Annotated in this window: 24 protein-coding genes; 13 read left to right on the forward strand and 11 right to left on the reverse strand. The window is 73.0% G+C overall.

The annotated features are described in order from the left end of the window. The 3 genes from KZ813_RS14875 to fdhD all read right to left on the reverse strand — a co-directional run. Positions 1-2344: TonB-dependent receptor (locus KZ813_RS14875; RefSeq protein WP_219755778.1), on the reverse strand; the 2344-nt coding region annotated here is incomplete at its 3' end. A 276-nt stretch (positions 2345-2620) separates the two neighbouring features. After that, positions 2621-4885 carry an FdhF/YdeP family oxidoreductase gene (locus KZ813_RS14880; RefSeq protein ID WP_219755779.1) on the reverse strand — a complete coding sequence of 755 codons (2265 nt, stop codon included), beginning with the start codon at positions 4883-4885 and terminating at the stop codon, positions 2621-2623. Positions 4886-4892: 7 nt separating this feature from the next. Further along, positions 4893-5675: a formate dehydrogenase accessory sulfurtransferase FdhD gene (gene fdhD, locus KZ813_RS14885; RefSeq protein ID WP_258046833.1), complete on the reverse strand. Its 783-nt coding sequence runs from the start codon at positions 5673-5675 to the stop codon at positions 4893-4895. A 212-nt stretch (positions 5676-5887) separates the two neighbouring features. Here fdhD and KZ813_RS14890 point away from each other — a divergent pair, with 212 nt between their 5' ends. After that, positions 5888-6067 (forward strand): hypothetical protein, encoded by a 180-nt coding sequence (locus KZ813_RS14890; RefSeq protein WP_219755780.1) that lies wholly within the window; start codon positions 5888-5890, stop codon positions 6065-6067. A 62-nt stretch (positions 6068-6129) separates the two neighbouring features. On the opposite strand, the gene KZ813_RS14895 is transcribed toward KZ813_RS14890, so the two are convergent. The 3 genes from KZ813_RS14895 to KZ813_RS14905 all read right to left on the reverse strand — a co-directional run bounded on the left by KZ813_RS14895 (position 6130) and on the right by KZ813_RS14905 (position 8701). Continuing rightward, entirely contained in the window at positions 6130-6717 is a 588-nt protein-coding gene (locus KZ813_RS14895) for a DUF1989 domain-containing protein (RefSeq protein WP_219755781.1), read from the reverse strand. Next, positions 6714-7406: a guanitoxin biosynthesis heme-dependent pre-guanitoxin N-hydroxylase GntA gene (gene gntA / locus KZ813_RS14900; protein ID WP_258046834.1), complete on the reverse strand. Its 693-nt coding sequence runs from the start codon at positions 7404-7406 to the stop codon at positions 6714-6716. The genes KZ813_RS14895 and gntA overlap by 4 nt, the downstream gene beginning before the upstream one ends. Positions 7407-7645: 239 nt before the next feature. Beyond that, positions 7646-8701 carry a DUF481 domain-containing protein gene (locus tag KZ813_RS14905; RefSeq protein ID WP_258046835.1) on the reverse strand — a complete coding sequence of 352 codons (1056 nt, stop codon included), beginning with the start codon at positions 8699-8701 and terminating at the stop codon, positions 7646-7648. 387 nt (positions 8702-9088) lie between these two features. On the opposite strand from KZ813_RS14905, the gene KZ813_RS14910 reads away from it, so the two are divergent. From KZ813_RS14910 to kdpC, 5 genes are all read left to right on the forward strand, one after another. Then, positions 9089-9961 carry a TorF family putative porin gene (locus tag KZ813_RS14910; RefSeq protein ID WP_219755783.1) on the forward strand — a complete coding sequence of 291 codons (873 nt, stop codon included), beginning with the start codon at positions 9089-9091 and terminating at the stop codon, positions 9959-9961. A gap of 106 nt (positions 9962-10067) precedes the next feature. Further along, the gene (gene kdpF, locus KZ813_RS14915; protein ID WP_037531783.1) at positions 10068-10157 is read left to right on the forward strand and encodes a K(+)-transporting ATPase subunit F; all 90 of its coding nucleotides are present in this window, start codon (positions 10068-10070) and stop codon (positions 10155-10157) included. 13 nt (positions 10158-10170) lie between these two features. Continuing rightward, positions 10171-11874 carry a potassium-transporting ATPase subunit KdpA gene (gene kdpA / locus KZ813_RS14920; protein WP_219755784.1) on the forward strand — a complete coding sequence of 568 codons (1704 nt, stop codon included), beginning with the start codon at positions 10171-10173 and terminating at the stop codon, positions 11872-11874. A gap of 11 nt (positions 11875-11885) precedes the next feature. Further along, the gene (kdpB, locus tag KZ813_RS14925; protein ID WP_219755785.1) at positions 11886-13919 is read left to right on the forward strand and encodes a potassium-transporting ATPase subunit KdpB; all 2034 of its coding nucleotides are present in this window, start codon (positions 11886-11888) and stop codon (positions 13917-13919) included. 11 nt (positions 13920-13930) lie between these two features. Continuing rightward, the gene (gene kdpC, locus KZ813_RS14930) at positions 13931-14521 is read left to right on the forward strand and encodes a potassium-transporting ATPase subunit KdpC (protein ID WP_219755786.1); all 591 of its coding nucleotides are present in this window, start codon (positions 13931-13933) and stop codon (positions 14519-14521) included. Between the two features lie 186 nt (positions 14522-14707). Here kdpC and dnaN read toward each other — a convergent pair whose 3' ends face one another. Both dnaN and KZ813_RS14940 read right to left on the reverse strand, forming a co-directional pair. Then, complete coding sequence (dnaN, locus tag KZ813_RS14935) at positions 14708-15811, reverse strand: DNA polymerase III subunit beta (RefSeq protein WP_219755787.1); 1104 nt, start codon at positions 15809-15811, stop codon at positions 14708-14710. Positions 15812-15967: 156 nt separating this feature from the next. Further along, complete coding sequence (locus KZ813_RS14940; RefSeq protein ID WP_219755788.1) at positions 15968-16582, reverse strand: outer membrane protein; 615 nt, start codon at positions 16580-16582, stop codon at positions 15968-15970. A gap of 125 nt (positions 16583-16707) precedes the next feature. On the opposite strand from KZ813_RS14940, the gene KZ813_RS14945 reads away from it, so the two are divergent. After that, on the forward strand, positions 16708-17250 hold the full coding sequence (locus KZ813_RS14945; protein WP_308461904.1) for a hypothetical protein: 543 nt from the start codon (positions 16708-16710) through the stop codon (positions 17248-17250). A 43-nt stretch (positions 17251-17293) separates the two neighbouring features. On the opposite strand, the gene KZ813_RS14950 is transcribed toward KZ813_RS14945, so the two are convergent. Further along, positions 17294-18832: an ABC transporter permease/substrate-binding protein gene (locus tag KZ813_RS14950; RefSeq protein WP_219755789.1), complete on the reverse strand. Its 1539-nt coding sequence runs from the start codon at positions 18830-18832 to the stop codon at positions 17294-17296. Beyond that, positions 18829-19662 (reverse strand): ATP-binding cassette domain-containing protein, encoded by an 834-nt coding sequence (locus KZ813_RS14955; RefSeq protein ID WP_219755790.1) that lies wholly within the window; start codon positions 19660-19662, stop codon positions 18829-18831. The genes KZ813_RS14950 and KZ813_RS14955 overlap by 4 nt, the downstream gene beginning before the upstream one ends. Before the next feature lie 63 nt (positions 19663-19725). On the opposite strand from KZ813_RS14955, the gene KZ813_RS14960 reads away from it, so the two are divergent. Further along, positions 19726-20508, forward strand: coding sequence for an SDR family oxidoreductase (locus KZ813_RS14960; protein WP_219755791.1), 783 nt, complete (start codon positions 19726-19728; stop codon positions 20506-20508). A 177-nt stretch (positions 20509-20685) separates the two neighbouring features. Here the strand turns inward: KZ813_RS14960 and KZ813_RS14965 are convergent, their stop codons facing one another. After that, positions 20686-21000, reverse strand: coding sequence for a 4a-hydroxytetrahydrobiopterin dehydratase (locus KZ813_RS14965; RefSeq protein ID WP_219755792.1), 315 nt, complete (start codon positions 20998-21000; stop codon positions 20686-20688). Positions 21001-21067: 67 nt separating this feature from the next. Between KZ813_RS14965 and KZ813_RS14970 the strand changes: the two genes are divergently transcribed. From KZ813_RS14970 to KZ813_RS14990, 5 genes are all read left to right on the forward strand, one after another. Next, positions 21068-21478 (forward strand): metallopeptidase family protein, encoded by a 411-nt coding sequence (locus KZ813_RS14970; RefSeq protein ID WP_219755793.1) that lies wholly within the window; start codon positions 21068-21070, stop codon positions 21476-21478. Further along, entirely contained in the window at positions 21475-22050 is a 576-nt protein-coding gene (gene ccmA, locus KZ813_RS14975) for a heme ABC exporter ATP-binding protein CcmA (RefSeq protein WP_219755794.1), read from the forward strand. Before KZ813_RS14970 ends, ccmA begins: the two co-directional genes overlap by 4 nt. Then, positions 22047-22682 carry a heme exporter protein CcmB gene (locus KZ813_RS14980; protein ID WP_219755795.1) on the forward strand — a complete coding sequence of 212 codons (636 nt, stop codon included), beginning with the start codon at positions 22047-22049 and terminating at the stop codon, positions 22680-22682. The genes ccmA and KZ813_RS14980 overlap by 4 nt, the downstream gene beginning before the upstream one ends. 338 nt (positions 22683-23020) lie before the next feature. Beyond that, entirely contained in the window at positions 23021-23686 is a 666-nt protein-coding gene (locus KZ813_RS14985) for a PEPxxWA-CTERM sorting domain-containing protein (protein WP_308461905.1), read from the forward strand. A gap of 10 nt (positions 23687-23696) precedes the next feature. After that, entirely contained in the window at positions 23697-25334 is a 1638-nt protein-coding gene (locus KZ813_RS14990) for a hypothetical protein (RefSeq protein WP_219755797.1), read from the forward strand. Position 25335 lies beyond the last annotated feature (1 nt).

The following is a 25335-nucleotide window of genomic DNA, read 5'->3' on the forward strand; positions in this document are numbered from 1 at the left end:
GACCGCCGCCGGCCCCCGCGCCACCCTGGCCGCCCGGCGCCGCCCCCGTCCCACCGGGAGGCGGCGTGCCGTCGCCGCCGCGCGCGGCGCTGCCGTCGGGCCGGGTACCGTCGCCCGCGCGCCCGCGGCCGCCGCCCTCGCCGCCGCGCCGCTCGCCCGGCGGGCGCATCCCCGCGAACGGGTTGGGCCCGGTGCCGGCGCGGAACGCCTCCAGCTCCTTCTGGATCTTCGACTTCAGCCGGAACGACAGGTTGACGCCGTAGCGCAGCTGCGACGTCTCGCGCCGCGCGAAGTTGATCGGGCGCGTGTCGATGCGCAGCAGGTTGCCCTCCGCGTCGCGCGTGTAGCGGTCGGGGAAGGCCGCCTCGATCGCCGCGGTCGCGCTGGGGAAGCTCGCGATCGGGTCGTCGGTGGTCTGGCGGGTATAGTCGGCGCGGAAGCGGATGTCGCGCTCGCCCCACGGCTTGACGTCGAGCCCGACCTTGAGCGCGTGGCGCTCGTCCTGCACCAGCAAAGGGTTCCCGCCGGTCACCGTCGTCACCGTCGCGGTGGTGCCGCGGACATAGTCGAACACGCGCACGCCCGGGGTCGACACCACCGGGTTGCCGAGCTGCGCCGCGGTCGGTGCCTCGGCCTGGTCGGTCACCGAGGCGAGCAGCCGCACCGCCTCGATCGGGCGCCAGTTGGCGCCATAGCCATAGGTCCACAAGGTGCCGAAGTCGGAGACCCGGTCCGCCGCGACATTGCCGTTGAGCGAGAGATTGCCGAGGAACGCCAGCACACCCTCGGCGCGGCTGGCGATCGGCAGGTCGAGGTTGAGCTGGGTCGAGGCCACGTCGCGCCCGATGTCGGCCGCCACGGGCGTGCCGAGGCGCACCGAGCGGCTCGAGAAGTCGCTGGTCGAGGCACCGACGCGCAGGCTGGCGTTGGCGTCGCCCGCGGGCAGCGCGAACAGCGGCCCGCTCGCCAGCGCGTCGAGCCCCGCGGTGGTCGCGGTCGAGCGCGCGCTATTGTCGGCCGAGCGGCCCAGCGTGAGCGGCGCATAGGGGTTGGCGAGCGGGTCGAACGCGTCGAGCCGCGCCTGGAAGGCGGCGGTGTCGAGCCCGGTCTGGGTGACGGTGTCGCTGGTGTCGCGGTCGACGGTGCCGGTCAGCGACCAGCGCCACCGTCCCCTGTCGCCGTTGAGCGTGCCGCCCACGTGGAGCTGGGTCGTCTCGACCTGCTGGGTCAGCGGCGCGATCGCGTCCGAGGCGCGGGTCAGCGTCACCGGCACCGCGAAGGGCGAGAAGGGGCTGCCCACCGGCAGCGCGAGGTCGAGCTCGGCGAGGCCGCGCAGCGACTCGGTGCGGCTGTGGTCGACGGTGGCGTTGAGCGTCGCGCCGACGTTGCCGAAGATCGTCGTCGCATAGGTGCCGTTGGCGGAGAAGGTGCGCTCCTGCGGCAGCAGCGTGCGATAGGCCGACTGGTCGGTGGTCTCGCGCGTCGCGCTGAACTCGCCGAGCAGCGGCGCGCGCGTCGCGGCGATCGCGGGGACGCCGAGCGACGTCGCGGCGCCGAACAAAGGGTCGATCGCGACGCGCCCGCGGGTCGCGACATTGCCCCCGATCGCCGCGGTGTTGGGCGAGGGCAGGATGTCGCGCTCGGCCTCGGTGAGCGAGTCGGCGCGGTTGTACTCGAGGTGGAGGTTGACGCGGCCCTGCTCGCGGATGCGCAGCAGGTCGAGCTCGCCGCCCGGGGCGTTGCGCCCGCCCTCGGTGGCGAGCCGGTCCTCGATCTCGGCGGTGAGCGCGCGGAAGCGACGGCGCAGCACGAAGTTCACGACGCGCTGGTCGGCGCGATAGCCGTATTTGAGCGCGACCTCCTCGGGCAGGATGTCGACCCGCGCGATCGCCTCGGTCGGCAGGTCGCGGATCTCCTGGAAGCCCGAGATGCGCCGCCCGTTGAGCAGCACCACCGGCGCGCCGCCGGCGCCGCGGCCGGAGCGGGTCTGCGGGCTGAGCTCGTTGAGCAGCTCGGTGACCGAGCTGACGCCGTAGCTGCGGATGTCGGCGGGGGAGAGCTGTTCCTCGGGGGTGATGTCGCCCACCACCGCGCCGCGCTGCGTCCGCGCGCCGGTGACGACGATGTCGGCGGGCTCGTCCTCGCTCTCCGCGGCGTCGGCGGGGGCGGTGGCCGGGGTGGCCTGGCTCGACTGCGCCGCTGTGCTCGCGCCGGGGGCGGGCGTGGCGGCGGCGCTGCCGGTCGGCGCGACCGTGCCGGGAAGGTCGCGCTGCGGCGGCTGCTGCGCCGCCGCCGGAGCGGCGAGCGGGGCGGCGGAGGCCAGCAATAGATAGATCACGCGCATCACTCGCTCCCTGCCCGGCGGATGGGGCCGGACGAGCGCGCTACGGCGGTTTTGTCGCACAATTATGCCGGGGGAGGTTGAGGTGGGTGGTGACCGGTTCGCCAAGGGCGGACAGGTTGAAGGCGAGCGGCACCCTGCCGCCCCGTCATACCGGACCTGGCCCGGGATCCACGGCACCGCAAGAGCATCCGCCGGCGACGTCGCGGAGCAGTGGATCCCGGAACAAGTCCGGGATGACGAACCGTCGGGGCATTCGGTCGGCGGCCGCCCCCGTGCTCAGCCGAGGATCCGCACCGGCACCGACTTGGCCGCGGGCACGTGGCTCTCCTCGGCGTGGTGCGCGAGCGGGATCAGCGGGTTGCACTCGGGATAATAGGCCGCGATGCAGCCGGGCGGGACATCATATTCCACCACGATCAGGTCGCCGACGCGGCGCTCGTGGTTGTCGCCCGCGTCGCTCGCCAGCGTCACCTTGGCGCCGGCGGTGAGCCCCGCGCGCGCGATGTCGTCGCGGTTCATCAGCACCACCTGGCGCGTGCCGTTGATGCCGCGGAAGCGGTCCGAATAGCCGTAGATCGTGGTGTTGAACTGGTCGTTCGAGCGCAGCGTCAGCAGCCGGTAGCGCCCCTCGCTGTCGTCGAAGCCGGTGGCGTTGAGCACGTCGGGCACCAGGAACTCGGCCTTGCCGCTCGGCGTCTCCCACTCGCGCTCGGCGGCCTTGTTGCCCTTCCAGAAGCCGCCTTTCTCCTCCCGCAGCCGCTCGTTGAAACGCGCGAAGAAGTGCGGGATCGCCTTGGCGATCTCGTCGCGCACCAGCGCATAGTCGCCGACCCACGCGTCCCAGTCGATCGCGGGGTTGGGCGGCAGCAGCGCCTGGGCGATCCCCGCGACGATCGCGGGTTCGGACAGCAGGTGCGGGCTCGCCGGCTCGACCTTGCCGAGTGACGGGTGAATCACGCTGGTCGAATCCTCCATCGTCACGCGCTGCGGGCCGCTCGCCTGCAGGTCGCGCTCGATCCGGCCGAGACAGGGCAGCAGCCAGGTCTCGCCCGCGGCGGGGATGAGGTGGCTGCGGTTGAGCTTGGTGGCGATCTGCACCGACAGCTCCAGCTTCGCCCAGCCCTCCTCCAGCAGCTCGGTCTCGGGCGCGGCGCGGACGAAATTGCCGCCGAGCGAGACGAACGCCTTCACCGTGCCGTCGATCACGCCCGCGCAGGCCTCGACGGTGTCGAGCCCCTTCTCGGTCGGCGGGTCGAAGCCGTAGAGTTCCTTGAGCTTCTCCACCGGCGCCAGCTCGGTCTTCTCGGTGATGCCGACGGTGCGCTGGCCCTGGACGTTGCTGTGCCCGCGCACCGGGCACGGCCCGGCGCCGGGCTTGCCGATATTGCCGCGGAGCAGCAGCAGGTTGACCAGCATGCGCACGTTGTCGACGCCCTTGACGTGCTGGGTCAGCCCCATGCCGTAGATCGCCATCGTCGCCTCGGCGCGCGCATAGGCCTCCGCGGCCTGCTCGAGCGCGGCGCGGGTCAGCCCCGATTCACGTTCGATCTCGTCCCAGCCGGTGGCGCGGGCCTTGGCCTCGAAGGCGGCGTAATCGTGCGTGTGCGCGTCGATGAAGGCGCGGTCGACGTGGCCGTTCTCGATCACCCATTTGGCGATGCCCATCATCGCCGCGAGGTCGCCGCCCGCCTTCACCTGGTGGTATTGCGTCGCGATCGGCGTCTCGCTGCGCGTCGCCATCTCGACCGGGTTCTGCGGGTCGGTGAACCGCTCCAGCCCGCGCTCGCGCAGGGGATTGAACACGATGATCTGCGCGCCGCGCTTGTGCACCGCGCGGAGCTGGTGGAGCATGCGCGGGCTGTTGGTGGCGACGTTCTGGCCGAAGTGCAGGATACAGTCGGTGTGGTCGAAATCCTCCAGCGTGGTGGTGCCGACCGGCACGCCGATCGCCGCCTTCAGCCCGACCGAGGTCGACTCGTGGCACATGTTCGAGCTGTCGGGCAGGTTCTGGTTGCCGTACAGCCGCGCCATCAGCTGGTACATGTACGAGGTCTCGAGGCTGGCGCGCCCCGAGGCGTAGAACACCGCCGAGCGCGGCGCGAGCGCCTTCAGCTTCGCCCCGATCGCCGCGAAGGCCTCCTCCCACGGCGCGACGACGTAGCGGTCGGTCGCGCGATCATACTTCATCGGGTGGGTCAGCCGGCCCGCCTCCTCGAGGCGATAGTCGCTCCAGCCGCGGAGCTCGGTCAGCGCGTGCGCGCGGAAGAAGTCGGGGGTGACGCGCTGGCTGGTGATCTCCCAGGCGGTGGCCTTGGCGCCGTTCTCGCAGAACTCGGCGACGCTCGGCGGGTTGGGCTTGGACCAGGCGCAGCTGACGCACATGAAGCCGTCGGGCTTGTTCTGCCGCGCCAGCTCGGCGGTGGTGACCGCCACGTTCTTCTCGCGCGGCACGATGTCCGCCAGCGAGCGCATCGAGCCCCAGCCGCCCGCAGGGCCGTCATAGGGCGTGAAATCGGGGCGATCGTCGTGCTGCTTGGTCATGCGCGTCCTAACGCGTGGGATCCGAAAAGAGCACCGCGTCCGACCGCGCCAGCGAGACCAGCGTCAGTCCCGCCGCGGCGGCGCGGTCGAGCGCCAGGCTGGTCGCCGCCGACACCGTCACCAGCGTGGCGCAGCCCGCCAGCGCGGCCTTCTCGACCAGCTCGTAGGAGCAGCGCGACGACAGCAAAGCGAAGCCGTCGTCCCACGCCAGCCCGCCGCGCGCCATCGCGCCGATCAGCTTGTCGAAGGCGTTGTGGCGCCCGACGTCCTCGCGCGCGAGCCGGATCGCGCCGGCGCGGTCGCACAGCAGCGCGGCGTGCGCGGCGCCGGTGGCGCGGTTGAGCGGCTGATGGTCGCGCATCGCGCCCAGCGCGGCGAAGATCGCGGCGGGGGCCGCCGCGCCGCCGGCGACGCGGGGGAGCGCGCGATGGACCGACTCGAGATTGTCCATCCCGCACAGGCCGCACGAGCTGTCGCTGGCGCGGCGGCGGACCCGGTCGGCCACCGCGGCGGCGCGCGCGGGCGGCACCGCGAGCCGCGCGATCACGCCCTGCGCGGTCTCGACGAGAACGAGCGCGGCGATCTCGGCGGCGTCCGCGACGATCCGCTCCGACAGCGCGAATCCGGTGGCGAAGTCGGCGAGGTCGGCGGGGGTCGCCATCATCACCGCATAGCCGAGCCCGTTGACCTCGATCGCGACCGGGTGCTCGGCGACCACCGCGCAGGGGTGCGGGGCGGCGGTGCCGTCGGCGGCGACGCGGCGGAAGGCGCGATCCATGGGCTGGTCCATGCCGCAGCCGGCCGCGCGGCGCCAGCGGGACGGCGCGCGGCGAGGAGCACGGCCGCGGGGCTGCCGCCAAGTTGACCTACATCAGACGGATTCTTCCCGGGTCGCGGCGCGGGTGCTGATGAATGTTGATGCATCCCGCCCGGATCGGCGCACAATGCGGGGCGAGTCGCAGCGTATCGTGACACAGTCTCCGCGCCGGGAGGGATCACGCGATGACCACGATGGACGACCTCGATTACTATCGCCGCCGCGCCGCCCAGGAGAGCGAGGCCGCGCGACACGCGCGCGACGCGCCGATGCGGCGGCTCCACCTCGATCTCGCCTCGCGCTACGCCGAGCGGGTCGCCGAGGCGGAGCTGCTAATGCCGAGGTCGCGCGCGGGGGTGAACTGACGGTCGCCCTCCTCCTGCCACCCCGCGTGCGCCGGGGTGGTCCAGCGTGTCAGGCTAGCTCTTCACTCCACGCGATAGTGGATCGGCTTGAAGCTGCCGCCGTTCGACGCCGGCGCCGAGCAGGCGGTGAGGCCGATGATCAGGTCCATCCGCGCCTCGAGCGTGAGATGGTCGCCGGCGCGGCTGGTCGGCGGCAGCACCTCCAGCTTGCCCGTCGCGCCGTCGACCGGCACGTTCATGAAGCAGTTGAACGCCACCGGGATCATGTCCTCGGTCACGCCATGCGGCGCGAGCGCCTCGGCGAGGTTGCCGAAGCAGCCGCGGTGGGGCGGCAGCTCGGGGTAGAAATGATGGAACGTGTCGTAGGAGCACGGCGTCAGCAGGAAATCGTGCCGCCCCACCGTGTCCTCCACGATCGCGAGCATCGGCCGCGAGCGGTTCGAGTAGAGCAGATGCCCGGTCGTCAGCCGGATCGTCTCGCTGTAATCGAACGTGCGCCCCGAGGAGATCACCTCGCGCACGTCCTCGGCGTTGTACGCCAGCAGGTCGGCGACCTGGACGCCGCGCGGGTCGATCACGGTGAGCCGCTGGCCCATCAGCAGGCGGAAGGCGGTGCCGCTGCGCGGCGCGATCTCCATCGTCGCACTCATGCCGGGTCGCTGCCGCCGGCATAGTGGAAGGGGCAGCGCCACGCCGCGTCCACCACGCGGCCGCTATATTGGCGCGCCTCGCTGAGCTCGCCGTGGCGCGACAGCATCGGGTTGCGCGAGCCAGCGACCTTCTCGTCGCGCACCATGATCGCCTCGCGCATCGGCTCATAGCGGCCGTCGGCGCGCAGCGTCTCGAACTGGTCGTGGAGGTTGAACACCATGGTGGGCCGTGCGAACTGCCGGGCCGGGCGTGACGCGTGCGGGTGCAGCCCGACGACGAAGAAGGCCTCGCCGCCGAAGCTCAGCGAGAAATGCGGGCTGTCGGGATCGTGGCTGACGCGCCCGTCATAGTCCTGGCCGCGCCACACGTCCTTGTCGGAGAGCGATTGGATGCGCCGCCACAGCGCCGCCTCGAACGCTGGCTCGTCGAGCCCGTCAGGACCCTCGAACACCACGGCGTAGCTGCGGAACAGCGTCGGCTCGGCGCGATAGGCGGCGGCGAACTTCACCAGCCCGTCGTGGATGCGCAGGTCGTCCCAGGCGCTGTCGATGCGCGAGCAGGCGAGCACGTCGAGCGTGCCGCGCGCCAGCGCCGCCTTGGCGCCGACACAGGGGAAGGAACGCTCGGCGACGTGGCCGTGGAGCAGCGCTTCGAGCTCCTCCTGGGCCTGGTGCGTCCAGCGGAACATGGGGGTATCGGGCGCGGGCATAGGCTGTTGGATACGGGTGGCGCGGTCGGATCGTTCCGGCAAATCACGCTGATGAGGATCAATGCGGGCGGGCCGACGGGGCGCGCGGGCGCGCCACACGCGCTGCGGGTGATCCGGGACGATCGGTAGAGACCCGGACGCGCCTGGTGCAGGGTGCCGCCGCTTTCCCCGTCGTCGCGGACCTGGTCCGGGACCCACCGTGCCGCGTGCTCGGCCCGCTAGAAACTATACACCAGCGACAGTCGGCTGAGCGTGTCGGTGCTGAGCCTGGCGTCGCGCGGCTCGCTCTCATATTGCACGGTGTAGGAGAATTTGGCCGAGAGCGGGCCGAGCAGCCTGGCCTCGAGCGCGCTGACGCTGCGCACCGTGCTGTTGTACTGCTCGAGATAGCCCGAGGCCTCCTCGCTCAGCTTCAGCCCGCCGATCAGCGTCCAGTTGAGGTTCATGCTGCCGCGCGCGGCGAGGCTGCTCTGCATGAAGTCGTCGGTGAAGTCGGTCTGGCGGAAGGCGGGGCCGGCCTCGAGGTCGAGCGTCAGCCCGGAGCGGCGGAACACGCCGTAGCCCGCGCCGACCGAGACCGCGTAGCGGCTGGCGTAGCCGAGGAACCGATCCGACTCATAGCCGAGGTTGCCGTAGATATAGGCGCGGTCGTTGACCTTGTAGTTGGGCTGGTAGCCGAAGGTGTAGCGCTCGCGGCTGGTGACGCCGTCGGTGCGCTGGAAGTCGGCCTGGCCGAGCAGGCGGTGGCGCCAGCGCAGCCCCTCGCGGCTGAGATCGGCCGAGCCGGTCAGCCCGGTGATGTTCGAGTTGCCGGTCGAGATGAAGCCGCCCGCCTCGACGCGACCGGTCCACAGCTCGAACACGCTGGCCTGCTGCAGCCGCTCGTCGCGCGCGCGCGCGCGCGCCTCGCGCCAGTCGCTCGCCTGGCGCAGCACGAGGTCGGCCGAGCCCGGGTCGCCCGCGCGCGCATATTTGACGATGGTGGCGACCCCGGCCTCGTCGTTCGCCGCGATCGCCGCGTCGAGCATCGCGCGGATCTCGGGTGGGATCGTCGGACCGGGGATCTTGCCGAGCGCGACGCCGACCTCGCCCAGCGTCGGCGGCGGCACCTCCGGCGCGGGGGCCTCGACCGTGACGGGAGGCAGCTCGAGCTCGGGCAGGCGCAGCGTGCCGCGCGCGCGCCGTGGCGGCCGGCGGCGGCTGGTCCGGGCGAGCGGCGCCGCGGCCGCGGCAGGGGCGGCGAGCGTGAGCGCGGAGAGGGTGAGGAGGATCATCGGTCGGTCGCGGTCCCGTGTCGGTGGCCGTCGCGCTCGGTCAGGCCCCGGCGCCGCGGGCCAGGGATGGGCTGACGATCCGACCGACATTCATCTTCTATCTCCTGAGACCGGCGACGGTGCCGCCCGGCGCGACGTCGCGCGCCGCGGCGCGGGACCGATCGCGGCGCGCCGCGGCGCCACGAGGCTGCGCATAGAGAGGCTTGGCCGCGGGTGGAAGGCCCTCGGGCGGGCACCGGCTCACCGACGCGGCACGATCGTCGCGCGCTATATGCCAGCTATACGGGGTTTCGCCGGATCGATCTCGCATTGCTACGATCGCTGCGCCTAATCGGCCTGCCTTGAAGGCACCGTCGCGTGACGGTGCCGCTTCGGGGAATCAGACGAATGAAGGTGTTCTACGCGGCCGCGCTCGCCGCCTTGGCCGGCATGCCGCTCGCCGCGCACGCGCAGTCGACGGTGGAGGGCGAGACCGACGCCACCGCCGCTCCCGCCTCGCCGATCACGGTCAGCGGCGCCGCCGCGATCGCCTCGGACTATCGCTTCCGCGGCGTGTCGCAGTCCGACCGGGAGATGGCGGTGCAGGGCGGCATCACCGTCGCGCACGAGAGCGGACTGTACGTCGGCACCTGGGCGTCCAACCTGGCGGGCTGGGGCACGTTCGGGGGCGCCAACATGGAGCTCGACCTGATCGGCGGCTACAAGGCGAAGCTGGCCGACGACGCCACGCTCGACGTCGGGCTGACCTGGTACATGTACCCGGGCGGCGCGGACAAGACCGACTTCGCCGAGCCCTATGTCAAGCTGAGCGGCACCGCCGGCGCGGCGACGCTGACCGCGGGCGCGGCCTATGCGCCCAAGCAGCAGGCGATCGGGCGCTGGTACCGCACCGGCGCCGACGCCGCGGCGGGGGTCTACACCGATCCCGGGGCCAAGGACGACAACCTGTACCTCTGGGGCGACGGCGCGCTGGCGCTCGCTGGCACGCCGCTCACCGCCAGGGCACATATCGGCCACAGCTGGGGGCAGGACGGGCTCGGCCCCAACGCCACCGCGGTCGCGCCGACCGGCGCCTATTGGGATTGGTCGCTCGGCGCCGACGCCACGTACAAGAACCTGACCTTCAACCTGAGCTACGTCGATACCGACATCTCGGATCGGGCGGCGAGCTACCTGCGGCCGAGCTTCAGCAAGGGCCAGGACGGCACCGGCACCATCGCCGGCGGCACCGTCCTGGCCTCGCTGACGGCCGCCTTCTGACCGGGAGGATCTGATGGACCTGCTCTGGATCGCGATCATCGTCGGCCTGTTCGCGCTGACGCTCGCCTATGTCCGCCTGTGTGACCATGCGTGAGGGAATGACGCGATGACGCTCGATCTCTGGCTGGCGGCGCTGACCGCACTCGGCCTCCTCGTCTATCTCGTGGCGGTGCTGATCCGCCCCGAACGCTTCTGAAGGAGGCGGTCCCATGACATTCCAGGGCTGGTTCCTGATCCTCCTGTTCGTCGGCATCCTGCTGGCGCTCACCAAGCCCGTCGGGCTGTGGCTCCACGCGCTGTACGAGGGGCGGCGCACGCCGCTCCACGTCGTGCTCGGCCCGGTCGAGCGCGGCTTCTACCGGCTCGCCGGCGTCGACCCCGACGCCGAGCAGGGATGGCGCCGCTACGCGCTGCACATGCTGCTGTTCAACGTGGCGCTGCTGGTCTTCACCTACGCGGTCCTCAGGCTGCAGGGCGTGCTGCCGGGCAACCCGCAGGGGCTCGCCGGGCTCTCGCCCGATCTCGCCTTCAACACCGCGGTGAGCTTCACCACCAACACCAACTGGCAGAGCTACGGCGGCGAGGCGACGATGTCGAACTTGAGCCAGATGCTCGGGCTGACGATCCACAACTTCCTCTCGGCGGCGACGGGCATCGCGCTCGCCTTCGCGCTGTTCCGCGGCTTCGCGCGGCGCGAGGCGTCAGCGATCGGCAATTTCTGGGCCGACGTGACGCGGGTCACGCTGTACCTGCTGCTGCCGCTCTGCCTCGTCTACACCGTCTTCCTGATCGCCAGCGGCGTGCCGCAGACGCTCGCCGGCGTGGTCGACGTCCAGACGCTGGAGGGCGCTCGCCAGTCGATCCTGCTCGGGCCGGTGGCCTCGCAGGAGGCGATCAAGATGCTCGGCACCAACGGCGGCGGCTTCTTCAACGCCAACAGCGCGCACCCGTTCGAGAACCCGACCGCGCTGACCAACCTGGTGCAGATGCTATCGATCTTCCTGATCGGCTTCGGGCTGACCTGGACCTTCGGCAAGGCGGTCGGCAACACAAAGCAGGGCTGGGCGATCCTGGCGGCGATGGTGATCCTGTTCCTCGCCGGGGTGACCGTGACCTACTGGCAGGAGGCCGCGGGCAACCCGGTGCTGCACCAGCTCGGCGTCGCGGGCGGCAACATGGAGGGCAAGGAGGTGCGCTTCGGCGTCGCCGCCTCGGCGCTGTTCGCCGTCGTCACCACCGCGGCCTCGTGCGGCGCGGTCAACGCCATGCACGACAGCTTCACCGCGCTGGGCGGGATGATCCCGCTGTTCAACATCCAGCTCGGCGAGGTGGTGATCGGCGGCGTCGGCGCGGGCATCTACGGCTTCCTGCTCTTCGCCATCCTCGCGGTGTTCGTCGCCGGGCTGATGGTGGGGCGCACGCCCGAATATGTCGGCAAGAAGATCGAGAGCCGCGAGGTGAAGCTCGCGGTGCTGGCGATCGCGGTGCTGCCGCTGATGATCCTCGGCTTCTCCTCGCTGTCGTCGGTGCTGCAGCAGGGTCTGGCAGGGCCGCTCAACAAGGGGCCGCACGGCTTCTCGGAGATCCTCTACGCCTTCACCAGCGCGGTCGGGAACAACGGCTCGGCCTTCGCGGGTCTCACCGCCAACACGCCTTATTACAACGGGCTGCTCGGCGTCGCGATGTGGGTCGGCCGCTTCTTCATCATCGTGCCGATGCTCGCGATCGCGGGGAGCCTCGCCGCCAAGAAATACACGCCGGAGAGCGCGGGCTCGTTCCCCACGACCGGCGGCCTGTGGGTCGGCCTGCTCGTCGGCATCGTGCTGATCCTGGGCGGCCTCACCTTCCTGCCGAGCCTCGCGCTCGGCCCCATCGCCGATCATCTCGCGATGATCCGCGGCCAGCTGTTCTAACGGGGGCCATCATGGCGAAGACCCAGACCAAGAGCCTGTTCACGGCCGACCTCGTCGTGCCGGCGATCCGGGCATCCTTCCGCAAGCTCGATCCGAGGGAGCTGATCCGCAACCCGGTCATGTTCGTGACCGCGTGCGTGGCGACGCTGCTGACGATCACGATCAACATGGGCGGCGACGGGCTGACGCTCGCCTTCAAGGCGCAGCTCGTCGTGTGGCTGTGGCTGACGGTGCTGTTCGGCACCTTCGCCGAGGCGCTGGCGGAGGGGCGCGGCAAGGCGCAGGCGGCGAGCCTGCGCGCCACCAAGGCCGAGCTCAGCGCCAAGCGGCTGAAGGGCGACGGGCGCCAGTATGACAGCGTCGCCGCCAGCCAGCTCAGGGTCGGCGACCTCGTGCTGGTCGAGACGGGCGACCTGATCCCCTCGGACGGCGACGTCGTCGCGGGCGTCGCCTCGGTCAACGAGGCCGCGATCACGGGCGAGAGCGCGCCGGTGATCCGCGAGGCGGGCGGCGACCGCTCGGCGGTGACCGCGGGCACGCGGGTCATCTCCGACGAGATCCGCGTCAAGGTGACGGTGGAGCCGGGCAAGGGCTTCCTCGACCGCATGATCGCGCTGGTCGAGGGCGCCGAGCGGCAGAAGACGCCCAACGAGGTGGCGCTGACGGTGCTGCTGGTGGGGCTGACGATCATCTTCCTCATCGCGGTGGCGACGATCCCGGGCTTCGCCGCTTATACCGGCGGCAGCATCCCCGTCGCGATCCTCGCCGCGCTGCTGATCACGCTGATCCCGACCACGATCGCGGCGCTGCTGTCGGCGATCGGGATCGCGGGCATGGACCGGCTGGTGCGCTTCAACGTGCTCGCCAAGTCGGGCCGCGCGGTCGAGGCGGCGGGCGACGTCGACGTGCTGCTGCTGGACAAGACCGGCACGATCACGATCGGCGACCGCCAGGCGAGCGAGTTCCGCAGCGTCGGCGGCGCCGGCGAGGTCGAGCTGGCCGAGGCGGCGCTGCTCGCCAGCCTCGCCGACGAGACCCCGGAGGGTCGCTCGATCGTGGTGCTGGCGCGCGAGAGGTTCGGGCTGCAGCGGCCGATGCCCGCGGGCGCCGAGGTGATCCCCTTCACCGCGCAGACCCGCGTCTCGGGCGTGCGGATCGGCGACGCGCTGATCCAGAAGGGCGCGGTCGACTCGATCCTGCGCGCCAACGCGGGTGCGGGCGAGACCGCCGCGGCGACCGAGCTGCGCCGCATCACCGACGAGATCGCGCGCGCCGGCGGCACGCCGCTGGCGGTCGCCAAGGACGGGCGGCTGCTCGGCGCGATCTTCCTCAAGGACGTGGTCAAGGCGGGGATCCGCGAGCGCTTCGGCGAGCTGCGCACGATGGGCATCCGCACCGTGATGATCACCGGCGATAACCCGCTCACCGCCGCGGCGATCGCGGCCGAGGCCGGGGTGGACGACTTCCTCGCCCAGGCCACCCCCGAGGACAAGCTCGCGCTGATCCGGCAGGAGCAGACCGGCGGCAAACTGGTGGCGATGTGCGGCGACGGCACCAACGACGCGCCCGCGCTGGCGCAGGCCGACGTGGGCGTGGCGATGAACACCGGCACGCAGGCGGCGCGCGAGGCGGGCAACATGGTCGACCTCGACAGCGATCCGACCAAGCTGATCGAGGTGGTCGGGCTCGGCAAGCAGCTGCTGATGACGCGCGGCGCGCTCACCACCTTCTCGGTGGCGAACGACGTGGCGAAATATTTCGCGATCATCCCGGCGATGTTCGTCGCGCTCTACCCCGGGCTGGGCGTGCTCAACGTGATGGGGCTGGCGACGCCGCAGTCGGCGATCCTCAGCGCGATCATCTTCAACGCGCTGATCATCCCGCTGCTGGTGCCGCTGGCGCTGAAGGGCGTGACGTACAGGCCGATGGCGGCCGGGCCGCTGCTGGCGCGCAACCTCGCGGTGTACGGGCTCGGCGGGCTGCTCGCGCCGTTCGTCGGCATCAAGCTGATCGACCTCGTCGTCGGCGGCCTCGGCCTCGCCTAAGGAGATAGAAGATGGGCAAGGATTTCTCTTCCGCACTGCGCCCGGCGATCGTCCTGACGATCCTGTTCGCGGCCCTGCTCGGCCTCGCTTATCCCCTGGCGATGACGGGCATCGGCCAGGCGCTCTTCCCGCGCCAGGCGAACGGCAGCCTGGTGCGCGACGCGCAGGGCCATGTGATCGGCTCGACCGTGGTGGGCCAGGCCTTCACGACCGACCGCTACTTCCAGACGCGTCCCTCGGCCGCCGGCAAGGGCTATGACGGCCTCTCCTCGTCGGGCTCCAACCTCGGCCCCGCGAGCCGGGCGCTCGTCGACCGGGTGACGCCGGACATCGCCCGGCGGCGCGCGGAAGGAGTCGCGGGCGCGCTCCCCGCCGACCTCGTGACCGCGAGCGGCTCGGGGCTCGACCCCGATCTCTCGCCCGCGAGCGCGCTGGCGCAGGCGCCGCGGATCGCGCGCGCGCGCGGACTGGCCGTGGAGCGGGTGCGCGGCCTCGTCGCCGATCAGTCCGAGGGGTCGGTGCTCGGCGACGCGCATGTCAACGTGCTGGCGCTCAACCGCGCGCTGGACCGCCTGACGGACGATGGGGCGGGCACCCGCTGAAGGCTAGCGCCGGATATCCTGCTCCGGCGGACGCCGGGGCCCATGGTCGCCGGGCGACGTCCGTGACGCTTGGCTCCCGCGCGCGGGAGCACGGTACGAGTGACGAGACGGACCCCTCGCGCGACCAGGGCGGGCGAGGCACGCCGCGGCGAGGGTGAGGCCTTGCTCCAACCCGCCCGCCGCGTGTCACACCCGCATCGGCATCAGCACGTACAGCGCGGGGCTCTTGTCGTTCTCGCGGATCAGCGTCGGCGCGGCGGCGTCGGCGAGATGGACCTCGACCAGGTCGGTGTCGATCTGGCCGAGGATGTCGAGCAGGTAGCGGCTGTTGAAGCCGATCTCGAACGGCATCGCGGCATAGTCGCCGGGCACCTCCTCGGCGGCGGTGCCGTTCTCGGGGCTGGTCACCGACAGCGTGATCTTGTCGCGGTCGAGCGCCATCTTCACCGCGCGGGTCTTCTCGGTGGCGATCGTCGACACGCGGTCGACACCCTGCATGAAGCTCTTGGGATCGAGCTTGAGGATCTTGTCGTTCGCGGTCGGGATCACGCGGCTGTAATCGGGGAAGGTGCCGTCGATCAGCTTGGAGGTGAGGATCGCGCTGCCCAGGTCGAAGCGGATCTTGGTGCCCGACAGCGACACGCCGACCGAGCCGTCCACCTCGTCGAGCAGCTTGCGCAGCTCGGCGATGCACTTCCGCGGCACGATCACGTCGGGCATGTCCGCCGCGCCCTCGGGCTGGTCGACCGTCACGCGCGCCAGTCGGTGGCCGTCGGTCGCCGCCGCCTTCAGCACGCCCTCGGCGACGTGGAGGAAGATGCCGTTGAGATAGTAGCGGGTCTCCTCGGTGGAGATGGCGAAGCGCGTCTTGTCGATGATCTGCTTGAGCGTGTCGACGGGCAGCTCGAACTGCACCGGCAGCTCGCCCTCGGCGATCACCGGGAAGTCGTCGCGCGGCAGCGTGCCGAGCGAGAAGCGCGCGCGCCCCGCCACGATCGTGACGCGCCCGTCCGCGGCGGCGAGTGAGACCTGCGCGCCCTCGGGCAATTTGCGCGCGATGTCGAACAGGGTGTGCGCGGAGACCGTGGTGGCGCCGGGCTGGTCGACCGCGGCGGCGACGCTCTCGTTGATCTGCAGGTCGAGGTCGGTCGCCATCAGCCGCAGCTGACCCTCGGCGGTGGCCTCGAGCAGCACGTTGGAGAGGATCGGGATGGTGTTGCGGCGCTCCACCACCGACTGCACGTGGCTCAGCCCCTTGAGCAGCGTCGCGCGTTCGATCGTCGCCTTCATCGTCACGTCCCCCGGGCCCGCAGGTCACTCACCAGGGGCAATTGGCCGACTCGTCCTAGCCAAAAGTGACGGGCCGGAGCAAGCGCCCCGGCCCGTCGCGTCCATATGAGCCGGCCGCGGAGGACCATCCTCCCCTTGCGGCGCAGGATGATAGGATCAGAAGCGGATGCCGAGGCCCGCCATCAGCTGGTGGCGGTCGAGGTCGATGTTGTAGCCCTCGATCTCGCCGTAGTGCGAGTAGCGATACTCGCCCTTCACGAAGGCGGTGGGGGTGAGCTTATACTCGAGCCCGGCGCCGAGGCGGAAGCCGTCGAGGTCGGCCTTGTCGACCAGCTCGCTGTCGGTCCCGGTGGACGGCTGGTAACGGCTCTCGACGCGCGCGTTGGTGTAGCCGCCCTTGGCATAGACCATCGCCGCCGGGCTGATCACATAGCCCAGCCGGCCGCCGACGTAGAGGTCGCGCCCGGCCTCGACCGAGAAGCGGTCGCCCGCGGTCACCTCGTTGTAGCTGCGGCTCTTGGTGGTCGCGTCGGTGATCTCGCCGTCGATCCCGTAGACGATGTTGCCGCGCTGGAAATCATAGCCGAGCAGCGCGCCGTAGGTGAACCCCTCGCGGCCCTCGGAATCGCCGTCGCCGCCGTCCTGCAGGTTGTCGTAGCCGCCCAGTGCCTCGAGCCGGGCGCCGCTGAAGTCGCCGTTCTGTGCCAGCGCGGGGGTTGCCAGCGCGACGCCGAACGCGGCCGCGGCGGTGGCAAATGCAAGCTTACGCATGTCTCACTCCAGTCATCTCGCCCCGACCCTGGGGCGTGGGGGGTCAATTAGTTAACGGGAGCGACGTTGCATGAACCTCACATAAACAGGAAAAACCGTTGCTGATGGGCCACAGCGCTTCGTAGGTGGCACGAGGAGGATCGGATGCGGGCGAGGGCGAGGGCGCGGACGAGGGCGAGGGCGCAGACGAGGGCGAGGCGGTGCTGATCGCGGCGGCACTGGTGCTGGCGGCGGAGCGCGGTGCGCTCGGCGTCTGGGAGCGCTGGGCCGCGCTGCGCGAGGGCGCGCCGCCGCGCTGCTTCGCGATCGCGCAGCCGGTGCGCGACGACGGCAGCACCGACCGCCGCGGCGGCTATGCCAGCGTGGTGGCGCGCGCCGGGCCGACGCGCGCGCCGAGCGTCTACTTCCGCCTGTCGCGCCCGCGCGCGCCCGACGCGCGCGTGACGCTGGCGGTGGGCGAGCGCCGCTTCGCGCTGGCGGGGGACCTGGTGAGCGCGCGCGCGCCCGACGCCGCGACCGACCGCGCGATCGTGGCGGCGCTGCGCGCGGCGCGGCTGATGACGCTGACCACCGCCGACCGCGCCGGCCGCGCCGTCGCCGACAGCTACACGCTCGCGGGCGCGCCGAGCGCGATCGACGCGGCGCAGCTGGGGTGCGCGGGCGAGTGAGGCCGCGCCCGGTCAGGCGCGCGCGGGCGACGCGGCGCCGTCGTCACCTCGCCAGCCCCAGCTTCGCCGCGAGCCACGCCGCGGCCTCCTCGGGCGAGCGCTTGTCGGCGTCGCGGTCGACCAGGTAATTGGCCGCGCGCATCGCCGCCACCGGGACGCGCCCGACCAGCGGCGCCAGCGCCGCGCGGAGGCGCGCGTCGCCGCGCCGCGCCGGCGCCAGCAGCAGCACCGCGTCGTAGGACGGGATCGCGCCGCGCGGGTCGCTCAGCACGGCCAGATGCTCCGCCGCGATCCGCCCGTCCGAGGAGAAGGCGCTGATCACGTCGGCGCGCCCGCTCGCCAGCGCGCGGTACATGAAGGTGGGGCTGTACGGCGTCGTCGCGGCGAAGCGCAGCGGATAGGCCGCGCGGATCGCGGCCCACTCGGGCCGGTCGAGGAACTCGAGGTCGGCGCCGAGCCGCAGCCCCGGCGCGGCCGCGACCAGGTCGTCGAGCGAGGCGATGCCGCGCGCGCGCGCGTCGGCGCCGCGCATCGCGAAGGCATAGGCATTCTCGAAGCCGAGCGACCCCAGCAAGGTGACGCCGCGCGACCGCTCGGTCCAGCGCGCCAGCTCGGCCACCAGCCGCGCGCGCGGCGGGGTGTCGCGCCGCGCCATCGCGCCGGTCCATAGCGTGCCCGCATAGTCGACGTAGACGTCGACCGCGCCGCTCGCCACCGCGCCGAACGCCACCGCCGAGCCGAGCCCGTCGCGATAGGTCACGCGATAGCCCGCGCGCTCCAGCCGCGCGCCGATCAGCCGCGCCAGGATATATTGCTCGGAGAAGTTCTTGGCGCCGACCACCACCGCGCGCTCGCCGCCGCTCCCGCCGCGCCACAGCGGCGCGCTCGCGGCCGCGCCCGCGGCGACCAGCAGTGCCAGCGCCGCCGCCATGCGCCGCCACTGCCGCCGCCCCGCGGCGCGCTCGGCGAAGCCCAGCAGCGCGTCGACCGCCAGCGCCAGCGCCGCCGCGCCGACGCAGCCCGCCACCACCAGCGCCCAGGCCTGGGTCTGCAGCCCGGCGAAGATCAGGTCGCCCAGGCTCGGCTGGCCCACCGTGGTCGACAGCGTGGCCGCCCCGATCGTCCACACCGCGGCGGTGCGCACCCCCGCCATCGCCACCGGCAGCACCAGCGGCGCCTCGACCCAGCGCAGCTTCTGCGCCGCGGTCATGCCGATCCCGTCGGCGGCGGTGAGCAGCGCGCGGTCGATCCCGGCGAGCCCGGTGACGAGGTTCCGCACGATCGGCAGCAGCGCGTAGAGCGTCAGCGCGAGCAGCGCGGGGAGGAAGCCGAGCGCGGGGATGCCGCCGCCGACCAGCGCGGAGAGCCACAGCAGCGCGGGGTAGAAGAGCGCGAGCAGCGCGAGGCTGGGGATGGTCTGCACCAGGCTGGCGAAGCCAAGCACCGCGGCGCCGAGGTGGCGCCGCCGCGCCGCGAGCAGCCCGAGCGGCAGCGCCAGCGCCAACGCGAGCAGCAGCGCGGCGAGCGCGAGCAGCAGGTGCTGCGCCGCCAGCGCGGGGACGCGCGCGAGTGCCTCGCTCATGCCCCCTCCGCTCCCACGCCCGCTCCCCCGGCCCCGCCCGGGTCCCCGCGCGCCAGGATCGCCAGCCGCTCCGCCTGCGCGCGCGGCACCGCCACCAGCGCCGCGGCACGCTCGCCCCCCGCGCCGGCGAGCAGCGCGGCGGGGGTCTCGTCCGCGACGACGCGGCCGCGCTCCATCACCAGCACGCGGTCGGCGGCGAGCAGCGCCTCGGCCATGTCGTGGGTGACCATCACCGTGGTCAGCGCGAGGTCGCGGTGGAGCCGCGCGACCGACTCCATCAGCGCCTCGCGCGTGACCGGGTCGAGCGCGCCGAACGGCTCGTCCATCAGCAGCAGCCGCGGCCCGGTGACAAGCGCGCGCGCGACCCCGACCCGCTGGCGCTGCCCGCCCGAGAGCTCGGCGGGCAATCGCGTCGCCAGCGCGGCGGGCAGGTCGACCAGCGCGAGCATCGCCGCGACGCGATCGGGGTCGCGCCGGCCGGCGACGCGCAGCGGCAGCGCGACATTCTCCGCCACGCTGAGGTGCGGGAACAGCCCGACCTCCTGGAAGACGTAGCCGATCCGCCGCCGCAGCGCGGGCGGCGGCCCGTCCGCCACGTCGACGCCGTCGAGCGTGACCCGGCCCGCGCTCGGCACCACCAGCCGGTTGATCGTCTTCAGCAGGGTCGACTTGCCCGAGCCCGAGGCGCCGACCAGCGCCACCAGGCTGCCCGGCGCGACGGTCAGCGAGACGTCGTCCACCGCGGCGGTGCCGTCGGCATAGACCTTGGCGACGCGCTCGAACGCGATCGCCGGGCCGCTCGCCGGCCTGGGCAGCGAATGTGCTGGCATCGCGCGCGACGATGCGGGAAGCCTGCCGCACTAACAAGCGTCAAGAAGCGGGAGAGTGAGGAAATGAGGGCGATACTCGTCACCGGCGGCGGCTCGGGCATCGGTCGCGCGGTGGCGCTCCGCTTCGCCGCCGAGGGCTGGCGCGTCGGGCTCGCCGACATCGACCAGCGCGGGCTCGCCGAGACCGCGGCGCTGCTCCCGCGCGACCGCACCAGCACGCATCAGATGGACGTGCGCGACCCGGCCGAGTGGGAGCACGTGCTCGCGGAGTTCACCGCGATCAGCGACGGGCGACTCGACGTGCTGTTCAACAACGCCGGCGTGGCGGCGGGCGGCGCGTTCGGCGAGATCGGGATCGAGGCGCTCGACCGCGTGATCGACGTCAACTTTCGCGGCGTCGCCTATGGCGCGCGGCTGGCCTATCCGTACCTGCGCGCGACCCCGGGATCGTGCCTGCTCAACACCGCCTCGGCCTCGGCGATCTACGGCTCGGCGGGGTTGGCCGCTTACTCGGCGACCAAGTTCGCGGTGCGCGGGCTGACCGAGGCGCTGGACGGCGAGTGGGCGCGCGAGGGCATCCGCGTGCGCTCGCTGATGCCGGGCTTCATCGACACCGCCTTGCTCGCCGCGCCGGTCGCGGGCTCGAACCGCACCGCGCGCGACGCGGTGGTGGCGGCGGGGCTCGAGTTCACGCCGATCGAGGTCGCCGCGGATCGGGCCTGGGCGGCGGTGCAGGGCGACCGCGTGCACACGCTGGTGGGCCCGACGGCGCGGCGGCTCGCCTTCGCGGCGCGCTGGCTGCCCGGGCGGCTGCGGCGATCGATGCGGCGGCGGGTGATGCGGTAAATCCTCCCTGCTCGCGGGAGGGGGACCAGCCGAAGGCTGGTGGAGGGGAGCTTCCGCAGGCGAGCCGGTGTGTGTGTGCAAAGCCCGATACGAGAAGTCGCGCGTGCGGAGAGCCCCCTCCACCACCGCGCTAAGCGCGGCGGTCCCCCTCCCCGCGAGCGGGGAGGACTTAGAACGTCATCCCCCCAAGATCGCGTCGATCGCGGTGGCCAGCTCGATGTCGCGCTCGGAGAGGCCGCCGGCGTCGTGGGTGGTGAGCGATATCTCCACCCGGTTCCACACGTTGCTCCACTCGGGATGGTGGTCGGCGCGCTCCGCCAGCAGCGCCACCTGGGTCATGAAGCCGAAAGCCTCGGCGAAGTCGGTGAAGACGATCGTGCGCGTGATCGCGTCGCGCGCGTCGTCATAGTCCCACTCGGGCAGGCCATCGAGCGCGTCGGCGCGCTCGGCCTCGCTGAGCTGTTCGATCCCCGCCCTCTCGATCCCCGGCATGTCGCGCTCCCTCTCGCCTGTCGGCGCCGCTTGCCGCGGCCCGAGCGCGAGCGGTATGGCGCGGGGGATGAACGAGCAAGAGCCGATGGGCGCGGCCCCCTCCGCCGACGCGATCGAGGCGCACGCGCGCGCGGTGATCGCGCGCCTGCCCGCGGCGTTCCGCCGGCATCTCGGCGACCTGGTGCTGCTGGTCGAGGAGGAGGCCGATGCCGAGACGCTCGCGGCGCTGGGGATCGAGCACCCGCTCGACCTCACCGGCCTCTACCATGGCCGCCCGATCGGCGAGAAGAGCGCCTTCGACAGCGCCGCCCTGCCCGACCGCATCCACCTCTACCGCCAGGCGATCCTGGCCGAGTGGTGCGAGACCGGGGTGCGGCTCGACGCGCTCGTCGCGCACGTGACCGTCCACGAGATCGGCCATCATTTCGGGCTGAGCGACGACGACATGCACGCGCTGGAAGACGCGGTGACGGATTGACGCTGCTGGCGGCGCGCGGGCTGGCGGTGGCACGCGGCGGGCGGCTGCTCGCCGAGGGGGTGACGCTGGAGCTGGCGCGCGGCGGCGCGGCGCTGGTCACCGGGGCGAACGGCGCGGGCAAGTCGTCGCTGCTGCGCGTGCTCGCCGGGCTGCTCGCGCCCGCGGCGGGGACGGTCGAGCGCTTCGGCCGCGTCGCCTGGATGGGCGAGGCCGCCGCGCTCGATCCCGAGCGCGCGCTCGCGGACGCGCTGCGTTTCTGGGCGGCGCAGGACGACGTGCCCGCGGCGGACACGCGCGTCGCCGCGGCGCTGGCGGCGGTGGCGCTGGAGGATATCGCCGACGTGCCGGTGCGGCTGCTCTCGACCGGGCAGCGCCGCCGCGCCGCGCTAGCGCGCGTGGCCGCCGCGAGCGCGCCGCTGTGGCTGCTCGACGAGCCGGCGAGCGGGCTCGACGCCGCCGCGGTGGCGCGGCTGGAGCTGCTGATCGAGGGGCATCGCGGCGGCGGCGGCGCGGTGGTGGTGGCGACGCACCAGCCGCTGGCGCTGCCGGACGCGACCGAGGTGGCGCTGTGACCGCGCTGATCTGGCGCGACGTGCGGCGCTATTACGCGGGCGGTGGCGCGACGCTGCTGGTCGGCTTCTTCCTGCTGGTGGCGACGCTGTTCCCCTTCGCGATCGGGCCCGACGCGACGCTGCTCGCGCGGGTCGGGGGCGGGGTGATCTGGGCGGCGGCGCTGCTCGCCGCGCTGCTGCCGGTCGAGCGGCTGGTCGCGCCCGACCTCGATGCCGGCGTGATCGACCAGCTGGTGGTGCGCGGGCGTACGCCGGCGATGATCGCTTTGGCCAAGGTGGCGGCGCACTGGCTGGCGTTCGCGCCGCCGCTGCTGCTCGCCACGCTCGTAGCGGCGGCGCTGCTCGATCTCTCGGCCGAGCAGCTGCTGCTGGTGCTCGCCGGGCTGGCGCTCGGGACACCGGGGCTCGCCGCGCTGGCGGTGGCGACCGCGGCGCTCACCGCGGGGGTGCGCGGCGCGGGCGCGGTGGCGGGGCTGGTGATGCTGCCGCTGGCGGTCCCGCTGCTGATCTTCGGCGCGGGCGCGCTGGCGGGCGAGGGCGGTGGGCTGCAGCTGCTCGCCGCGACCAGCCTGGTGCTGCTGGTCGGGGCGCCGGTCGCGGCGGGCGCGGCGATCCGCGCCGCGCTGGAGTGACGGTCGCCCCGCCGTCGCGCACCACCGCCGCGAACGCCCCCTGCCTGCCCCCGCCCACGCGGGGCCGCGTTGGCGCGACCGTCGCCGACGATCGCTCTGCATGGGCGCCCGGTGCCCGCGCGCGCGGGAGAACGGCCCGCGCGTGAGTGGCGCCGCACCCTCTCTCGCGGTCTCGCGTCGCGCCAGGCCGCGGCGCGTGCGCGGATCAAAGGGCGCGGGCGGTACCGATCGGGCGGGTGCCGCGGCTCCCGGTATTACACCCGATGCGCCGGCGGTGCCGTACCGCCGCGACGTTACACTCGCCCCGGGGACATGACACGACTCAGGGGGCAGTAACGGTGCGTACACTCGCGGCATCCTTTCTTCTCGGCATCGCCGCGCTCGTGGGCGCACCCGCCGCGGCGGCGACGCTCGTCGGCAGTACGCCCGGCGCGCCCGATCCGGGCGCCAGCGGCGTGCTGACGCTCGACTTCGAGGGCGCGCTGCCCGCCGGCATCGTCTTCGCCGCGGGCAGCACCTATCAGATCCTCCAGGGCTTCCAGGCCAAGCAGGGCTATGCCCCCGCGGGCGACCTGACGCGCTATTTGTCGGTGCCGGGCGGCGGCGCGGCGGGATCGGCGACGCTCGACTTCACCGACTATGTCGGCGCGGCACTGGGCGACGTCAGCCTCTACTGGGGCTCGATCGACCGCGCCAACGAGCTGATCGTCGAGACCAGCGCGGGCGTGCTCAGCGTGCTGGGCAGCGACCTGATCACGCGCGGCTATGGCAGCGAGACCTCGGCGACGGGCAACCGCCGCGTCGGCATCGCGCTGGCCGCGGGCGAGGTGCTCCGCCGGCTGACCTTCAGCTCGCCCACCTCGTTCGAGCTCGACGACATCGTCTTCCAGCAGGCGACCGGTAGCGCGGTGCCCGAGCCGGGCACGTGGCTGACGATGATCGCGGGGCTGGGCCTCGTCGGTGCGGTGCTGCGGCGGCGCGCGCGCCGCGGCGCGGCGGCCTGAGCCGCGCGCGATGGGCGCGCTGCCGCTCGTCGCGATGGACCCCGCGCCCGTGCGGCGCACCGCCGCGGCGCGCGGCGGGGCCGCGCTGGCACGGCGCCTGACGGCGACTCTGGTGGCGGGGACGCTGCTGCTCGGGCTGTTCGGGCGGATCATGGCCTATCCGCTCGGCCACGACGAGCAGGGCCATGTCGCCGCCGCGCGGCTGGTGTTCCGCGCGCCGCTGTACCAGACGCTCGGCTATAACCATTTCCCCGGGCTGCCGCTGCTCCTCGGCGGCGTCTACGCGCTGACCGGGGCGGACCATCTGCTGCTGGTCGGGCGGCTGCTGGTGCTGGCCTGCTGGCTCGCCACCGCCGCGCTGCTGTGGACCATCGCGCGCGCGCACGTCGCCGCGCCGCGCGAGCGCCTCCCCGCCGCGCTGTTCGCCGGGCTGGCGCTGGCGAGCGGGGGACTGCTCGACCCGGCCGGCATGCTCGTCACCAACAACTTCCTGCCGGTGCCGTTCGCGCTGCTCGGGCTGCACCTGCTCGTCGTCGCGCTCGGGCGCGAGCGACCCCCCGCGGCGACGATCGCGGCGGCGGGGTGCACCTTCGCGCTGGCGGTGATGATGAAGGTGGCGTTCGTCTTCGTCCTGCCCTGCGCCGCGCTCGCCGCGCTGCTGGTGCGGCGCGACTCGCTGTCGCTCGCGGAGCGCGCCCGCACGGTGATGATCCCGCTGGTGCTCGGCGGACTGGTCGGCGGCACCCCGCTGCTGGTGTATCTCGCGCGCGAGCCAGAGGGGCTGCTGGCGCACACGATCCGCTATTTCACCGGCCCCCACCGCGCCTATTGGCAGCAGGCGACCGAGCCCAAGGTGATGACGCTGGCGGGCAAGGTCATGGTGGCCGAACAGGTGTGGCTCGGCGCCGGCGGGGCGCTCGCCCTGCTGCTGGTCGCGCTGTTCGTCGCGGCGGCGTGGCGCGGGGATCGCGGGGGCGGCACGCCGGCCTGGCCGCTCGCGCTCTGCGGCGCGCTGGCGCTGTCCGGCGCGGCGCTGTCGTTCCTGCCGACCCCGGCGTTCCCGCAATATTACCTGCCGCCGCTGCCCTTCGTGGCGGTGGCGGTGATCCTCGCCTACGCAGCCGTGCCCGCGGCGCTGCGCGGGCCCGCGACCGCGGCGATGTGGGTCGGCGCCGCGATCTGCCTGCTGCTGCTCGCCCCCCGCCTGCTCGCGGGCGTGCCCGACGCGCTGCGACCGGCGCGCTGGGCCGGGGTGCAGGTCCATGCCGACGGCGTGCGGCTGCGCGCGCTGACGGGCGCCGACGCCGCGCCGGTGGCGACGCTGGCGCCGATCCTGCCGCTCGAGGGCGGGCTGGCGATCTACCCCGCGTTCGCCAACGGGCCGTTCGTCTACCGGCTCGCGCCCTATCTCGCGCCCCGGGACCGCCGCTGGTTCACCACCGCCGCGCCCGCGACGCTCGACGCCTTCCTCGCCGCGCGGCCGCCGAGCGCGATCGTCACCGGCTGGGAGCCGGCGTTCGACCCCGCGTTCGAGCGCTTCGCGCTGGCGCACGGCTATCGCGCGGCGGGGCTGGCCACCGAGCGCGCGCGCGCCTTCGTGGCGCCGAGACGCGCGCGCGCCTTCGTGGCGCCGGGAGAGGAGGAGTGAC

This window comes from Sphingomonas folli (assembly GCF_019429525.1).
In the GTDB taxonomy this organism is placed as follows: Bacteria; Pseudomonadota; Alphaproteobacteria; order Sphingomonadales; family Sphingomonadaceae; genus Sphingomonas; species Sphingomonas folii.

Bases quoted from the DNA above. Each gene is read 5' to 3' on its own strand.
- KZ813_RS14905 (WP_258046835.1), bottom strand. From the start codon at position 8,701: ATGATCCTCCTCACCCTCTCCGCGCTCACGCTCGCCGCCCCTGCCGCG.
- kdpF (WP_037531783.1), top strand. From the start codon at position 10,068: ATGACGCTCGATCTCTGGCTGGCGGCGCTGACCGCACTCGGCCTCCTC.
- KZ813_RS14955 (WP_219755790.1), bottom strand. From the start codon at position 19,662: ATGCCAGCACATTCGCTGCCCAGGCCGGCGAGCGGCCCGGCGATCGCG.
- KZ813_RS14965 (WP_219755792.1), bottom strand. From the start codon at position 21,000: ATGCCGGGGATCGAGAGGGCGGGGATCGAACAGCTCAGCGAGGCCGAG.
- kdpB (WP_219755785.1), top strand. From the start codon at position 11,886: ATGGCGAAGACCCAGACCAAGAGCCTGTTCACGGCCGACCTCGTCGTG.
- KZ813_RS14910 (WP_219755783.1), top strand. From the start codon at position 9,089: ATGAAGGTGTTCTACGCGGCCGCGCTCGCCGCCTTGGCCGGCATGCCG.
- fdhD (WP_258046833.1), bottom strand. From the start codon at position 5,675: ATGGACCAGCCCATGGATCGCGCCTTCCGCCGCGTCGCCGCCGACGGC.
- KZ813_RS14960 (WP_219755791.1), top strand. From the start codon at position 19,726: ATGAGGGCGATACTCGTCACCGGCGGCGGCTCGGGCATCGGTCGCGCG.
- KZ813_RS14940 (WP_219755788.1), bottom strand. From the start codon at position 16,582: ATGCGTAAGCTTGCATTTGCCACCGCCGCGGCCGCGTTCGGCGTCGCG.
- gntA (WP_258046834.1), bottom strand. From the start codon at position 7,406: ATGTTCCGCTGGACGCACCAGGCCCAGGAGGAGCTCGAAGCGCTGCTC.
- KZ813_RS14890 (WP_219755780.1), top strand. From the start codon at position 5,888: ATGACCACGATGGACGACCTCGATTACTATCGCCGCCGCGCCGCCCAG.
- KZ813_RS14950 (WP_219755789.1), bottom strand. From the start codon at position 18,832: ATGAGCGAGGCACTCGCGCGCGTCCCCGCGCTGGCGGCGCAGCACCTG.
- kdpA (WP_219755784.1), top strand. From the start codon at position 10,171: ATGACATTCCAGGGCTGGTTCCTGATCCTCCTGTTCGTCGGCATCCTG.
- KZ813_RS14970 (WP_219755793.1), top strand. From the start codon at position 21,068: ATGAACGAGCAAGAGCCGATGGGCGCGGCCCCCTCCGCCGACGCGATC.
- KZ813_RS14990 (WP_219755797.1), top strand. From the start codon at position 23,697: ATGGGCGCGCTGCCGCTCGTCGCGATGGACCCCGCGCCCGTGCGGCGC.
- dnaN (WP_219755787.1), bottom strand. From the start codon at position 15,811: ATGAAGGCGACGATCGAACGCGCGACGCTGCTCAAGGGGCTGAGCCAC.
- KZ813_RS14895 (WP_219755781.1), bottom strand. From the start codon at position 6,717: ATGAGTGCGACGATGGAGATCGCGCCGCGCAGCGGCACCGCCTTCCGC.
- kdpC (WP_219755786.1), top strand. From the start codon at position 13,931: ATGGGCAAGGATTTCTCTTCCGCACTGCGCCCGGCGATCGTCCTGACG.
- KZ813_RS14880 (WP_219755779.1), bottom strand. From the start codon at position 4,885: ATGACCAAGCAGCACGACGATCGCCCCGATTTCACGCCCTATGACGGC.